This window comes from Ruminococcus sp. D54t1_190329_F1, from assembly GCF_015551645.1.
Lineage (GTDB): Bacteria > Bacillota > Clostridia > Lachnospirales > Lachnospiraceae > Blautia_A > Blautia_A faecis.
Window position 1 is genome coordinate 13177 of record NZ_JADNDC010000016.1, and the last position, 12633, is coordinate 25809.

At 42.4% G+C, this 12633-nt stretch carries 11 protein-coding genes; 1 reads left to right on the forward strand and 10 read right to left on the reverse strand.

Annotated features, from left to right (window positions below; all coding sequences use genetic code 11):
• Nucleotides 1-66: 66 nt before the first annotated feature.
• Nucleotides 67-456 (reverse strand): Rrf2 family transcriptional regulator, encoded by a 390-nt coding sequence (locus I2D69_RS08875; RefSeq protein ID WP_195379772.1) that lies wholly within the window; start codon nucleotides 454-456, stop codon nucleotides 67-69.
• A 154-nt stretch (nucleotides 457-610) separates the two neighbouring features.
• The gene (locus I2D69_RS08880; protein ID WP_148462237.1) at nucleotides 611-1132 is read right to left on the reverse strand and encodes a shikimate kinase; all 522 of its coding nucleotides are present in this window, start codon (nucleotides 1130-1132) and stop codon (nucleotides 611-613) included.
• A gap of 296 nt (nucleotides 1133-1428) precedes the next feature.
• Here I2D69_RS08880 and I2D69_RS08885 point away from each other — a divergent pair, with 296 nt between their 5' ends.
• The gene (locus tag I2D69_RS08885; protein WP_118581462.1) at nucleotides 1429-3069 is read left to right on the forward strand and encodes an ATP-binding cassette domain-containing protein; all 1641 of its coding nucleotides are present in this window, start codon (nucleotides 1429-1431) and stop codon (nucleotides 3067-3069) included.
• Nucleotides 3070-3223: 154 nt separating this feature from the next.
• On the opposite strand, the gene I2D69_RS08890 is transcribed toward I2D69_RS08885, so the two are convergent.
• The 8 genes from I2D69_RS08890 to I2D69_RS08945 all read right to left on the reverse strand — a co-directional run bounded on the left by I2D69_RS08890 (nucleotide 3224) and on the right by I2D69_RS08945 (nucleotide 12624).
• Complete coding sequence (locus I2D69_RS08890; RefSeq protein ID WP_173719454.1) at nucleotides 3224-4054, reverse strand: hypothetical protein; 831 nt, start codon at nucleotides 4052-4054, stop codon at nucleotides 3224-3226.
• A 224-nt stretch (nucleotides 4055-4278) separates the two neighbouring features.
• Nucleotides 4279-4761, reverse strand: coding sequence for a Cys-tRNA(Pro) deacylase (gene ybaK, locus I2D69_RS08895; RefSeq protein WP_118581456.1), 483 nt, complete (start codon nucleotides 4759-4761; stop codon nucleotides 4279-4281).
• A gap of 953 nt (nucleotides 4762-5714) precedes the next feature.
• On the reverse strand, nucleotides 5715-6506 hold the full coding sequence (locus I2D69_RS08900) for an N-acetylmuramoyl-L-alanine amidase (RefSeq protein ID WP_173719455.1): 792 nt from the start codon (nucleotides 6504-6506) through the stop codon (nucleotides 5715-5717).
• 15 nt (nucleotides 6507-6521) lie between these two features.
• Entirely contained in the window at nucleotides 6522-6875 is a 354-nt protein-coding gene (locus I2D69_RS08905; RefSeq protein WP_179988308.1) for a ribonuclease, read from the reverse strand.
• A 4-nt stretch (nucleotides 6876-6879) separates the two neighbouring features.
• On the reverse strand, nucleotides 6880-7137 hold the full coding sequence (locus tag I2D69_RS08910; RefSeq protein WP_173719456.1) for a hypothetical protein: 258 nt from the start codon (nucleotides 7135-7137) through the stop codon (nucleotides 6880-6882).
• A 97-nt stretch (nucleotides 7138-7234) separates the two neighbouring features.
• A complete protein-coding gene (locus I2D69_RS08915; protein WP_173719457.1) occupies nucleotides 7235-7495 on the reverse strand; it encodes a hypothetical protein in 261 nt (86 codons plus the stop codon).
• A gap of 12 nt (nucleotides 7496-7507) precedes the next feature.
• Complete coding sequence (locus I2D69_RS20970) at nucleotides 7508-12157, reverse strand: phage tail spike protein (RefSeq protein ID WP_243243790.1); 4650 nt, start codon at nucleotides 12155-12157, stop codon at nucleotides 7508-7510.
• A gap of 14 nt (nucleotides 12158-12171) precedes the next feature.
• Complete coding sequence (locus I2D69_RS08945) at nucleotides 12172-12624, reverse strand: hypothetical protein (protein WP_173719565.1); 453 nt, start codon at nucleotides 12622-12624, stop codon at nucleotides 12172-12174.
• Nucleotides 12625-12633 lie beyond the last annotated feature (9 nt).

The following is a 12633-nucleotide window of genomic DNA, read 5'->3' on the forward strand; positions in this document are numbered from 1 at the left end:
GCCAGATACTCCTTTATGGAGTCTGACCAGCTTTTTAGCATATTACATTTCCGGCATGAGAACTTCCTAAAGGGATTTTCTCTTAAGCAGTTCCCACACCCCCTGCTGAATCTCACAGAGTTCTCTGTGCATGTAGCAAGGAAGATGATCTCCTTTTCCATCTGTTGGACACTCATAACCTGAAGCCATACATTCTATAATGAACAAATCCGGGTCAATAGCCTTATATACGTCAAACAGAGTCAGTTCACCAAGTGATTTATTCATGGCATATCCACCATGGACTCCGCGATATCCTTTCACAATACCGGCTTTCTGAAGTTTCTTTAGTATCTTATAGGCAAAGGGAGCGGTAATGGATTCCTTCTCGCAGATTTCATTAACGCTAAGGCGAGTTTCCCCTGACAGTGCCCGAAGAACTCTTGCTGCGTAATCGCACTCTCTTGTAATAAACATGTCTGTACCTTCTCCTTACTGGACACAAATCATACTGATTCTTATATTATGTCCCTTTTCTTCTCTTCCCCTCCCAGTATGTTCAAATTATAGCAATTTTCAACTTCTATTTCAATAGTTTTTTAATTTTTTTAACATTAATTTCACACTATTTTTAGTTATCGACTGTTTTTAGACGTTTATTTATTTCCAGGCAGATTTCTTCCGCTGTCCGATTGTCTGTTTTTATAACAAAGTCTGCAGCAGCTTCATACTTGGGACGCCTTGCCTCCATCAATTCTTTTATGTATTCCGGATTCATATTTTTTTCCAGAAGAGGTCTGTTGTGGCTGCCTTTCACTCTTTCGTAAACAGTCTCTGGTTCTGCTGTCAAAAGAACAATTGTTCCATTCTTCTTCATCTCATCTACATTGCACTGACGCATTACAGTTCCTCCGCCACACGATACTACGATATTATCCATGGCAGAAATTTTTTTTACAAGTTCGGTCTCCAGATTCCGAAAATATTCTTCCCCTTTTTTTTCAAAAATTTCTGGAATGCTCATTCCCTGTTCCTGAACAATCTGCTCATCCATCTCAATTTTGTCAAAACCGCATACCTCATGCAGGCAATTCAGGATCATACTTTTACCGGTTCCCATAAAACCGGTAAGATATATCTGTTTCTTCGGCATAATTTTTCCTCCAGTTGAATGCCAGGGAAGCAGCACCGTACACCACCTTTTAGAAAAAACTTCCGGAGCTTTTATTCATTCTGGCATTATATTCAGCCATTATAACAGCGGCTTTTTTTTTTGTAAAGTCTAAGGTTTTTGGGTTTTGTAAGTTTTCTCCATGTTTCTGCTGTAAAACAGCCTTTAAACAAGAAATAATTGTTGCAAATTTGCCAGTTTACGATAAAATGAAAATCGGCTATACTTATTATTATATGTGCATTTATAAGGATAACGTTTTAATATAGGAGGAAAATATGATTTCAGCAAACAATATTACTTTGCGAGTTGGAAAGAAAGCTCTTTTCGAAGATGTTAATATCAAATTTACAGAAGGAAACTGCTACGGACTTATTGGCGCCAACGGTGCAGGAAAATCTACATTTCTGAAGATTCTTTCCGGTCAGCTGGAGCCTACCAAGGGCGACATTGTGATCACACCAGGACAGCGTCTCTCTTTTTTACAGCAGGATCACTTCAAATATGATGCCTATACAGTTCTCGACACTGTAATTATGGGTAACCTTCGTCTCTATGAGATCATGAAAGAGAAGGAAGCCATTTACGCCAAGGAGGATTTTACCGACGAAGACGGAATCCGTGCCAGTGAGCTTGAAGGTGAATTCGCAGAGATGAACGGATGGGAAGCAGAATCCGATGCTGCTACTCTTCTGAACGGTCTTGGAATTGACACTGAATTCCACTATGCACAGATGGCTGACCTGACCGGTAGCATGAAGGTCAAGGTTCTTCTTGCACAGGCACTTTTCGGAAATCCTGACATTCTGCTGCTGGATGAGCCTACCAACCATCTGGATCTTCCCGCGATTGAGTGGCTTGAAGAATTCCTGATCAATTTTGATAATACTGTTATCGTGGTATCCCATGACCGTTACTTCCTGAACAAGGTTTGTACACAGACTGCTGATATTGATTATGGCAAAATTCAGCTGTACGCTGGTAACTATGATTTCTGGTATGAATCCAGCCAGCTTCTGATCAAGCAGATGAAAGAAGCAAATAAGAAAAAAGAAGAGAAAATTAAAGAGCTCCAGGAATTTATTTCCCGATTCAGTGCTAACGCTTCCAAGTCCAAGCAGGCAACCTCCCGTAAGAGAGCCCTTGAGAAAATCCAGCTGGATGACATGCGTCCTTCCAGCCGTAAATATCCATACATTGATTTCCGCCCGAACCGTGAAATTGGAAATGAAGTTCTCATGGTCGAAAATCTTTCCAAAACCATTGATGGCGTGAAGGTTCTGGATAACATTTCCTTCACTCTTGGACGTGAGGACAAGGTTGCTTTCGTTGGTGCCAATGAGCAGGCGATCACTACTTTCTTCAAGATCATTACTGGAGAAATGGAACCGGATGAAGGTAATTACAAATGGGGAATCACTACCACCCAGGCTTATTTTCCCAAAGACAATACTCAGGAATTCGATAACGACCTTACGATCACAGACTGGCTGACACAGTATTCTGAGATCAAGGACGCCACTTATGTACGTGGTTTCCTTGGACGTATGCTCTTCCCTGGTGAGGATGGTGTGAAACGTGTCCGCGTACTTTCCGGTGGTGAGAAGGTTCGCTGCCTTCTTTCCAAAATGATGATTTCCGGTGCCAACATCCTGATTCTGGATGAGCCTACTAACCATCTGGATATGGAGTCCATCACTGCATTGAACAATGGTCTGATCAAATTCCCGGGGGTAATTCTTTTCACCTCTCATGATCATCAGTTTGTTCAGACAACTGCAAACCGTATTATGGAAATTCTTCCAAATGGTACTATGATTGACAAGATCACTACTTATGACGAATATCTTGCAAGTGATGAGATGGCTAAAAAGCGCCATGTCTTTGAGATTACTGAAGAAGACGCTCAAGATAATTAAAACGCGTTTGAAAAGTCTTTCCGCAAGATATACGACGCAAATTTTCCAAACACATTCTTAAAAAGCTCCTCCTGTCAAATCAACTGACAGGAGGAGCTTTTCGCAGATATTGCTGTTTGCTTTTCTAGAGCATGTTTGAAAATGGGTTCAGGGTTTATTTACTGTTTCCTGCATATCCGCTTACCTTGATATAATCAGACGGATAGTAATAAGTTACATTGCCTTTCTTCGTGGTCAGAACACCTGTATAAGATCTTCCGGCAGAGCTCTGTGGAATCAGCATAAAATGATACTTGGTGCTTCCATTGGTAGTCAGATATTTTCTCTTATAGAGTTTGCCGCCCTTCTTATTGGTGTAGCGTCTGAATGCCACATACTTGGACTTGAAGCTGTAATTTTCATAAGAGGTTGTGTTTAATCTGCGATTAATGTTAGCACCCTTTTTAGCCGCAACAATTAATGGTAAAGTAGAAAGATTGCTTCCGGTTCTTGTCATCTTGATCCACTGACCTTTCTTGATGGTCCTTGTGTTCTTCAGTGGACTATGGCTGGAGCTCTGGTATGCTGCTGTAATCTTGCTCTTGGCATTCGGTGAGGTAATTTTCACGCTAAGCTTCACAGAACCTGATGTAACCTTAAGGCAGGCGATCATTCCCTGATTGGAAGAGGTGCTGCTCTTAATGTATGTGTTGTTAATGATCTGGCCGGAATCTGTTCTGGCGCCCTTCAAAGCTTCTGCTTCTCCGCCATATGCATATACAATATCATATCTGGTACCGGAACTCTGCGGCTGAATGCGGTAACTGTAATTCGTAATCGCATTTGACTGAATATTGGTATTCAATAAATGAATACATCTGCCTGCTTTTACTGTGATTGGTTTAAACGATTTGGTTGCCGCTGATACCGGCAAGGTACAAAGCATGGTCATAGCAGCCGCTGCGACCCCGATCAATAGTTTCTTAAACTTCTTTCCTTCTCTCATAAATCCTCCTTGCTGCTCGTCTTGCGAGCTTAATATAATACATTTGCTGGTGGCTTTTGCTTACCGACCCCTTATCAGGAACACTTTATCATTTGTTTCTGATTCGCACTGCTGACTGTGCCAGAGTGTGTTTGAAAAAGGCATTTGGCATATAGCAGCATGCAGTGTTTTCTTTATAAGTATTTTAGCATATTTCGCTTTGTTTTCTGTAAAATATATGTTTCTTACTCTTCTGCTGTGATTGCAGCCAGTTTGCCGCCTGTCACTTTCAAAAGATCCGCAACTGGCACTTTCAAGGTCAGACCGATTCTCCCCCCGCTTACATAAATTTCTTGAAAATTTCCTGCTGAAGCGTCAAAAACAGTGGGAAAAGGTTTCTTCATTCCAATAGGGCTACAGCCACCGCGAACATAACCTGTGATCTTCGTAATATCTTTCACATGGATCATATCAACTGCCTTCTCTCCTACTGCTTTGGCAGCTGCCTTACGATCCACTTCTTTCTCAATCGGGACTACAAATACATAATATCCGCCGCTTTTCCCTTCCATAACAAGTGTCTTAAAGGACTGTTCATATGGTGCACCTGTAATGTCTGCACAATGGATTCCGTCAATAAATTCGTCACATTCATAGGCAAGTGTTTCATACTTTACCTTCTGTCTGTCCAGCATTCGCATTGCATTTGTCTTTGCTTCTTTTGCCATTTCGGGTCAACCTCCTGTAATGTATTGGCATAGTAAAGTTTTACCATAGAATTATGTTTTCGTCAATGGAATCTGTCGGGCTGATTTTGTTCCAGAAAAAAAGGAGGGCCAGGACTTATCAAAAAGTCCTGGCAAGTATGAAAAAGAAAATATGATCTATACGATTAAAAAGGTTATCGCCTTTGTTTGATTATTAATATACCTGAAATCTGTGATGAAATTGTGAGGGAGATTTGATGGGTTTGTGAAAATTTCTGTGAATAGAAGTCAGATTTTAGCATCCACATTATATGATATGAGTGTCAAAAGGTCTTTTGACACTCATTTGATACCCGGATTGCTACGCAGCTACGCTGCTCCCGCAATCCTCCAAATATTCGAAATCCGCTGATTTACTGCGTAAATCGCTACTTTCTCATATTTGGCGTGTCCCAAGCTCAAAAGCCTTATCGTGCAAGCACGAACAGCTTTTTTGACCTTTTGACACTGGTATCATTATATATATGCATTCAGAATTCCACTCTCATTTTGCCCACGCGAAATTGTTTGTGTGGGCATGACGCAGGCAGAGCCTGCATGTTAACTTTATGGATAAAAAATGAGCACCCTGTATTTTGTACAGAGTGCCCAATTTTATTGCTATATAGCAATTATAGTTTATTCAATTATTAGAACTTACCAGCCTTAGCAGCTTCCTCTACAGAAACTGTAGTGCCTTATTTTAATGGGTTTTCGCGATTTTTGTTAGCTACCAGTATGTTACGTATTCATTTTTGTATTATTCTATACAGCTTCAACCATGTTATTTTATATAAGAAGAAAAGCCCTCACTCTTCTGCGGGCAGCTGCATGATTGTAAGGACTTTTTCTTATTTGAGGGATATATTTAATGTACCAGATTCTTTCCCATCTGTCACGCACTATCGTGCGAGATAGTACGACGAATTTCGACATTACAGGCTCTTCACCAATACCTGGAAGTCTACTGCCTTCAGTTTCTTTACCACCTTATTGGCAGCCTTCTTTGTTCTGTATGTGCCGACCTGGACACGGTATGGGACGGAGCCGGCTACTTTGCGGATACTTGCTGAAAACCCCTTTTTCTTAAGTACTTTCACCATCACATCTGCATTTTCTTTTGTTCCGTAGGCTCCAGCCTGGATGTAATACTTTGCTTTCGGTTGCGCCGGCGCAATTGTGATCGTTTTTCCCAGAATGCCCTCTGCGATCAGCTTTCCGTGAGCATCCATACCAAGTTTTTTCGCTTTGGCATAATCGTCCTTGTTATCACAGAAGAAAGATTCTACCAGGACAGCTTTTGCCTTGGTCTTTCTGGTCCAGTACAGTCCGGGACGTTCTTCAGCTCCTCTGTCATGCCAGACAGTGCCGAGCTTCGCACTGATCCGCTGGGCTTCCGGAAGACCATTTGCATTGTAACAGTATGCTTCGCAGCCATATGCCTCTCCATTAAAGGCATTCAGATGAAGCTGGACTGACAGATCATAGTTCTGTTTATTCTCTTCTTCAATGAAATACTTGATTTCATCATTCAGGGAATGCAGCTGACCTTCCGGAGCAATACACAAGGTTGCCTCATGTCCTGCTACCTTAAGCCATTTGCACACATAGGGCGCCAGTTCTTTGTTGTATTTATATTCATTCACACCACCCTTGCTAGTACCATCTGCAGATGAGATGACGCCACCGCCATAGTTCGCGTGACCTACACAGATAAAATATTTCATGTCAAAGTTCTCCTTTCAAAAATGAGAGCGATCACTCGCCCTCATTTTTTTGTACTTTGTCTTATCCCAGATTGTCTTTACTCTTTCCCAGCCTCCAGTTGCTACCATATAAATCACGAATGATGCAATAATTGCAGCAAACACATAGTACCATTCAATCACAATTTTAAAATATTCGCAAAAAGCAACCATTGTAGCAGTGCATACAATAAAGGATGTGATAAGAGCAACTGCACTGGTTGGTAATTTTTTGAACCACGGTAGGTCTTTTATTGCCTGCACAATAAGAGACACCACAAAGGCCATCAAGCCAAATGCGATCAGAGCATAGGTTACATAGTTCATAATTTCATTTACATTAATGTTCATACAGTTAATCCTCCTTATGATCATGTTCCAAATCTGCAATTCTATGATTTGCTACCCGAATCTGTTCTTCTGATACAGCCATCCTCTGTTCCAGATTATAAGTTCGCTCTATGGTGTTGTTGTGCTTATCCACTCTTTTTGTAAGCTCTTCCAGCTTGTATTCCATGAGCGCCCTCGTCTTTTCATTCTGGCTATGATTGCTGATCAGACACACTATCAGCGTTACTGCTGCCGATATTGTAGAAGAAATAATTACTTCCATATATGTCCTTTCTCCAGCATTGCGCCGGCGCAATTTTGTAAAAAAATAAGACCTAGTATGGTCTCGCTCTAATTCTCATATTTATTTTCTTCTCCAATCACTCTTCTGTACTGTCAACCTGTCCTTTGTTTGCTATCATCTCGTCCTGCATAGCATATGCAAGCTCCTCGAACTCGTCACGGTCTTTACGGCACTGCGTACGGTTCTCTTTCCGTAACTCCTGGTTAGTGGTAGACTGCTGAATATACATAGTTTTTGGGTTAGCCTCACTGCAAGATGCGGTGTAGGTCTCCACTGTTACTCCGTTGATAACGGACTGTCCTGATAAGTTGATAGATTTAGATGTTGTTAATGCCATGATATTATCCTCCTATGAATAAAGTTTTCTTCTAAGTTCTTCGTTTTCTCTTTCGAGCCGATCCACTTTAGAACTCAGCTCTTGCATTGCTTTTACAACATACGCAAGCAACTGCAAATTATTGACAGATTTATAATATGGATGTCCGTCAACTTCTCCGCCTCCATCGACAAGGTTAGGGTCAAGCTGTTCGAGTTCGTCTGCTATAAAGCCAATCTTGTATTTTTTATGAGAATCTTTTCTTTCAAAAGAACGAATTTGCATTGCTTCAATAACTTTTGTTGCGTCTTGTACTTCGGTGTCTCTTATATCGTCTTTTAGTCGAATATCAGAAAGAGCTGCACTACATGCTCTTCCGAGACTAAACCATTTCCATGAACCATCAAGTCTGGTTTGAATCCAAATTGACCCAGCGTATGAATCTCCGTGATAGATAAAAGCTCTACTTCCAGCCACTTCAGCGCCAAGATAAACTCCTACAGCAGTCTTCGAACCTGAACCTCCCACATTGAACCCAACGTAAATGTTTCCGAAATTTCCATCAATTGCCAGTGGAATCATTCCATTGTTAGCTTTATAAAAGCTAAAGAAATTTTCATCACCTGTACCTGTTGCCGCACCAAAGCGCCAGTCTACCGAACCTCTATTGGACTGATACTCATATGTTGTATTTATTATGTTGTTACTCTGAATATAACCACCAATGGACATATTGCCATTGGTGGTTATACCTTTTCCGTTATATGCCCGAATCCAATCGGAATCCGTCATATACCAGCCACCACCATAATCCTCACTATACCATCCTGTAGTACCGCGCGATCTAAACCAATTAGATGCATATATGGTATTAGTATTCATGTCTGCAGTCGCAGTTATTGTTTTTCCCTGCACATTGCCAGGAGTGGTAATATCGCCACTGTATAAACTCAGATCACCATACATCGTGACCGTCTTATCAAAAAACTCGAATCCGGCGCCACCTTGTATAGATGTTCCAGTTCCCATTTTTCCTAATTTGATAGACGATCCATCAAAATATAAGATTTTCTGACTGTTTGTGCCGTTAAATATAGAGTATGACTGATTTGCAGTAATCTCTCTAGCAACTATTTTAACACCAGATATAGAACCGGATGCCTCGATGTCTTTTGCAAACAAACTGACAACGTCAATTTTATCAGCGGTAACCGAACCAGCCGCAATTTTTTCAGTTGTTATAGAATTAGCAGCCATTTGAACAGCGGTAACCGAACCAGCGTACAATCGTCCGCCATTAATATAAGTACGATCGTTGTTATAACACCAAGCGGCTATACCCATATCAACAGAATTTGCAAGGGTGTATGCGTCATTCCATGTACTCCATTGCGTATCACTAATACCGATTCGCCATAATTCACGACCATCAATCTTTGCAGTCTGCTTAGGATATCCGCCGGAAGCATCTCGCCATGGCACGCATGTTATTAAAAGACAGAAGTTTTCACCAGTTAGACCAATCGTATTTGCTAATTTCAACTCATTTACTGTGGTCATCGGGAAATTTTGTATATACCAAAGCGGCGTTTGATTTGTGCTTCTAGTGTCTTTGACGTCAAGTCCATCGCCTTTAGGACCTTGAGGCCCCGTAGCACCAGTGGCACCGGTCGGTCCCGTGGCACCAGTTGGTCCCTGAGGTCCGGTCGGCCCCTGGTTACCCTGGGGTCCTTGTGGTCCGATTGGGCCAGTGGCACCCATATCACCCTTTACTCCTTGTATTCCTTGGTTACCTTGGGGGCCTTGTGGTCCAGTCGCACCAGTATCACCTTTCACACCTTGTATTCCTTGGTTACCTTGAGGTCCCTGTGGACCTGTTGCGCCGGTATCACCAACGTTACCGTTTAATACAATTCCAGAAGAAGTGTAATAAGCGATAAGTTCCTTCAACGCGCCTGAACCAAGTCCGTCCCACTCATAGGCGTTGCCTTTAGCTAACCCGCGCATACCTATAAACACATGGGTACGCCGTGCAGCGATCCAAGTTTTCGTATCCTTTGAACCACATTCGATCAAGAAGTTTCTTACTGTGCTTGTAAGGGATGATGCGTCGAAAGTAAATAAGCAAACTATTTTTCCAGTAGTCACAAGGTCCGCTATCCCGTCCATACAACTTGCTGTGCTATACGTGTCGTACCATGTAGCTTTTTCTAATGCATTTGTGGTTGGGTTGATTATAGCTAGACAATGTCCTCTCGTTACTCCTGATGTAAGTTTGGTTCCGTTTAGCCACAGCCCCTCGTCTTTTCCAGCTTGTGAGTAATCGTAATTACTTCCGACAACCTTAACATAATGCGCATTTTCACCAGGAATACCTTGGTTGCCTTGTGGTCCTTGCGCTCCTGTATCGCCCTTCGCGCCCTGAGCTCCAGTTGCGCCGGTATCACCCTGGGGTCCTTGCTCTCCAGTATCACCTTTCTCTCCTTTTTCACCTTGGGGTCCCTGTGGTCCAGCCGGTCCGGTAGCTCCACCAGCACCATCAACACCCATCCTGGTAGCGATATAGCCTACGGAGGTGGTTGCGTCTGAATATAAGGTGGTCTCTTTTGTCCAGAGATACTGTCCCTGTGGTACGTTAGGCATTGAAGTTAGCCATTCCCCTGTAGGAACATCTGTCATGCTAGTACCAACCTGGTAAGTGTATGTGGTTCCAACAATGGACTTAACGTTATTAACCTTAGTGTCGATCTCAGTAATTGCGCTCTCTACAGTCTTCTTACTCTTACCAAACAAAATATCGCCAGCACTAATTCTCAGGTGAAAGTTCCCGTCATCGCCTTTATAGAACTGAATATACTCATTCGTATCGCCAAATCCTACCTGGCCATCTGAGCCGAGATAGAATCCTCTGGTGGTATTGAGCGCAGAAGTCTTAGCTCCGGAATATATGCAGTCGTGTCCGATATGGTTTCCACCGATGTCAGCACCAAAAGCTACCAAGTCGGTCACCGCCACTTTATCTGCTGTGATACTCTTGGCCTGGATAACAGTACCGTTCAAACTGTTATAGTCAGTCTGCTCCGAAGTTACTCCTGATCCGTTGGTATTAAGCTTGTAGTAAAGGCCATCTTCCCCCTTAATGACCAGCTTATCTGCCTTGATGGTGTTACCCTCGATCAGATCACCTTTGATAGTTACACCGACCAATTCGCCAGTAATAGTCTGGTCGCCGACCACTACATTCTTAATCAAGCCAGATTCTGAATAGAATTTCTCCATAGCCGCTATGCCAATATTGGAGAAATCAATGCTTGCGTATTTCAAATCAGCGTCTGCGGCGTTAATCTTTTTTACATCCAGCTCATTGATTAACGCTTTGTTAGCCGCCAGTTCATCCGTAACGGTACTCTCAAATTCCGCGTATTTAGACTTAATGCTGGTAGTTTCTGCCTCAAGTGCTTTCAGACTTTCAATGGTGGCAAACTTAATATCAGCCTCTTCTGTCTTGATATAGTTTGACTCGATCTGTCCTACCGCCAGTTTCAGTTCTGATAAGCTCCCGTCCAGAGTATTGTACAACCCCTGCAGATTTCCCACCGCACTGCTGCCATATACACCCTCGTCAAAATGCAAAATATCCGATACATTGATAGTCCCCGTGTACCGTCCATCATCACTGATTACGGTGTTAATAATTTCCTGGGCGGCCTGGAGCTTCTCCCTGGCCTCTTCGAATGAGGGAAGCTTATTGGCCAGTTCGCACTCATCTTTGGTATGGTCCTGTGGATATTGTGTAAGCTTGATGATCCGCTGCTTTTCCCGGATCCCGGTGGCGGCATCGATCAGGGTGATTGTATCTCCCAGGGAAAAAGAAAAATCATCGTATCCAGCTCTTTGTTTGGCCAGATCAATAATATCAGCACTGTATGATACTTCCGGCTTTGACAGATCTTTCAGCTTCGCTTCTGCATCCTCTTTCATGGCTGCAGCATCTGTATAAGATTCGTCTTTCCAGATGTAGGTCTTCACCTTATTCGTGTACTGGTAATTTTCCAGGTAATTCTTCCCATCGTTCACGGACTCGATGGTAAGCCCGTCCTGGCCAATAGGGATAATTCTCGTATAATAGTCGTAGGTGCTGCCCTTCCTCTGTAACCGTTTCAGGTTAAGCCCTGTGAGGAAAAAGTTCCCTTTATCCTGGCCAACCTGATCGTAAAAGGATACTGTCTTTTTCTTGGTATCATAAACGACTTCACACATAAATGCAGTACACAGCTTCTGAATTACTCCAAGCGTATTTGTCTGCAATATCCCTGCATTTCTTTTCTTGGTTACGGTACATTCGCCAACCGTCCAGCCGGATCCAGCCAGAGCAAGCTTGGCCGCATCTTCTATTGTGGAATCCGTAATGCCAAAGGAGCTCCAGGGCTTCGCCTCCAGTTCTTCCAGGTTCAGTACCGCAACAAAGGAGAGGAATCCATCTGTGCTTACACTCTTTTCTTTTACTACATACTCAGCATCCTGAGTCTCAATATAATACTCTTCACAGATTTCATGATGTCTTGCCATGTATGTAAAAGAAAGAGTCTGATCGCCAGTTGTAACGTCGCTCGCAACCTTCAGATCCTTGTATTTGACAATATGCCCTATGGCATTGTGGTTCGTATCATATATCTTAAGCATAGGGCCGCCTCCGTTTAGTCTTCAATCATAAACATAAAAATGCCTAATTCCCAACTTCCAATATCAAGCCCATCAAATTCTTCCAGGGATACCTTATGCACCTCAAAATCCATTTCCAGTCCCAGAAGTTCCTGAATCTTTTGGTTGAGCTCTTTTACACTTTTTCCTTCTTTAAGAATGATATCCACATTTCCGGGGGCTCTCTTTTCCTGTTCAGCTCGCTTTTTTTCCTCTTCAATTGCCTTTTCCTCCTGTTCAAGATCCCGGTATTCTTCCATTAACTCCTTACGGGTATCTTCATAAGGTTTTAATGCGTTAAGCAATAAGTTCGTGTTTTTATTAATGGCATAGCTCAGTTTTATCTTTCCAGATAAAATTTTCTTTCCATCTTCTTTATAAATCTGTGCTTCTTTTTCCTGAAAAAGTTTTAATCCGTTATAAGCGTTTAACATTTCCTGGTTTGTCATGTTTTTTCC

What these genes read in the sequence shown, in the direction of transcription:
- I2D69_RS08875 (WP_195379772.1), bottom strand. Translation starts at nt 456, where the DNA reads ATGTTTATTACAAGAGAGTGCGATTACGCAGCAAGAGTTCTTCGGGCA.
- I2D69_RS08880 (WP_148462237.1), bottom strand. Translation starts at nt 1,132, where the DNA reads ATGCCGAAGAAACAGATATATCTTACCGGTTTTATGGGAACCGGTAAA.
- I2D69_RS08885 (WP_118581462.1), top strand. Translation starts at nt 1,429, where the DNA reads ATGATTTCAGCAAACAATATTACTTTGCGAGTTGGAAAGAAAGCTCTT.
- I2D69_RS08890 (WP_173719454.1), bottom strand. Translation starts at nt 4,054, where the DNA reads ATGAGAGAAGGAAAGAAGTTTAAGAAACTATTGATCGGGGTCGCAGCG.
- ybaK (WP_118581456.1), bottom strand. Translation starts at nt 4,761, where the DNA reads ATGGCAAAAGAAGCAAAGACAAATGCAATGCGAATGCTGGACAGACAG.
- I2D69_RS08900 (WP_173719455.1), bottom strand. Translation starts at nt 6,506, where the DNA reads ATGAAATATTTTATCTGTGTAGGTCACGCGAACTATGGCGGTGGCGTC.
- I2D69_RS08905 (WP_179988308.1), bottom strand. Translation starts at nt 6,875, where the DNA reads ATGAACATTAATGTAAATGAAATTATGAACTATGTAACCTATGCTCTG.
- I2D69_RS08910 (WP_173719456.1), bottom strand. Translation starts at nt 7,137, where the DNA reads ATGGAAGTAATTATTTCTTCTACAATATCGGCAGCAGTAACGCTGATA.
- I2D69_RS08915 (WP_173719457.1), bottom strand. Translation starts at nt 7,495, where the DNA reads ATGGCATTAACAACATCTAAATCTATCAACTTATCAGGACAGTCCGTT.
- I2D69_RS20970 (WP_243243790.1), bottom strand. Translation starts at nt 12,157, where the DNA reads ATGCTTAAGATATATGATACGAACCACAATGCCATAGGGCATATTGTC.
- I2D69_RS08945 (WP_173719565.1), bottom strand. Translation starts at nt 12,624, where the DNA reads ATGACAAACCAGGAAATGTTAAACGCTTATAACGGATTAAAACTTTTT.